Raw genomic sequence first — 1463 nt, 5'->3', positions numbered from 1 at the left:
CGTGGAAGGTATTCCGACGCAAATGAGTTTCAGTGTGAGAAATGATGGCAATGGTTTGGAATATAATGGCCACACATTAACAACATTGTTCGCACAAAAGCGAAATTGGCTTAATCCAAAATTCTATCGCTTTATTCTTGAGATTTTACGCTTCAATAAACTAGCAAAAGCGTCTGCTACTGAGCAAATATCGAGTTCTCAAACGCTGGGTGCATTTTTGGATGAGCACCAGTTTAGTGATTTCTTTTCTGACAACTATATTCTGCCAATGGGCGCGGCGATTTGGTCATCTTCCCTCGCTGACATGCGTGCATTTCCATTGATGTTCTTCTTACGCTTTTTCCTCAATCACGGTTTGTTAGACGTGACGAATCGTCCGCAATGGTACGTTATCAAGGGTGGTTCACGTGCTTATATTCCACCTTTAACGCAAGGATTTGCAGACAAGATTAGACTGAATAGTCCGGTTGAAAAAGTTGTTCGCAGTGAACAAGGCGTAGCGATTTATGCAAATGGACAGTGTGAGTGGTTTGATGAAGTCATTTTTGCTTGTCATAGCGACCAGGCTTTAGCGATGCTCAGTGATGCCTCGTCATGTGAAAACGACATTTTGTCTAATATGGCTTACCAAGCAAATGATGTGGTTCTTCACACTGACACGAGTGTATTACCGAAACGAAAATCTGCATGGGCATCGTGGAACTATTTGCTGGAAGGAGGCGAAGAGGAGCAGCAACGATTGCCGTCCCTAACGTACAACATGAATATTTTGCAGCATATCGACTCTTCACACACATTCTGCGTCACCTTAAACCGTACTGAAGATATCGACGAGAACAAGATTCTGCGTCAGTTCACCTACCATCACCCTGTCTTTACGATGGAGTCTATCGCTGCCCAGCAACGCAAAGAAGAAATACAAGGAACTCAACATACGTGGTTTTGTGGCGCTTATTGGTACAACGGATTCCATGAAGATGGCGTGCGCAGTGCTTTGGATGTTGTGAAAGGAATTGCCGCTAAACATAACGAGAAAAACGACACACTTTATGAACAAGGTGCTGCGTAATATGAGTATCCCTTCTCACAGTCAGTTATTTATAGGCAATGTAAGGCATCGTCGTTTTACGCCCGTTAAGCACGAGCTGAATTACTCTATGTTTATGCCAGCGATTGATTTGGATGAAATTGGCGTACTTGAGAAAAAAGTTTGGGGCTTTGGGACTCGCTGGTGGCATTGGGCTCGATTCAAACGTGATGATTACCTCGGTGAAGGGAGTTTGAAAAAAGCGGTGCAAGACAAAGTCGCAGAACTTACGGGCGTACGTTGCAGCGGCAAAGTACTGTCTGTCTGTCATTTGCGTTATCTCGGGCTTTATTTTAGTCCAGTGAATTTTTACTACCTGTATGACCAAAAAGGTGAATGGCAATATCTTCTCGCCGAAGTCAGCAATACACCTTGG

At 43.8% G+C, this 1463-nt stretch carries 2 protein-coding genes; both read left to right on the top strand.

Annotation, left to right across the window (positions count from 1 at the left end):
- Positions 1-1069, top strand: a 1069-nt coding sequence (locus tag R7O12_RS24680; protein ID WP_318126689.1) for an NAD(P)/FAD-dependent oxidoreductase, incomplete at its 5' end; no start/stop codon positions are given.
- Position 1070: 1 nt separating this feature from the next.
- On the top strand, positions 1071-1463 hold a 393-nt coding region (locus R7O12_RS24675), incomplete at its 3' end, for a DUF1365 family protein (RefSeq protein WP_318126688.1).

The organism is Vibrio sp. Vb1574, assembly GCF_033338675.1.
Note: the sequence above shows the minus strand (reverse complement) of the source record. Positions and strands in the feature narration are given on the sequence as shown.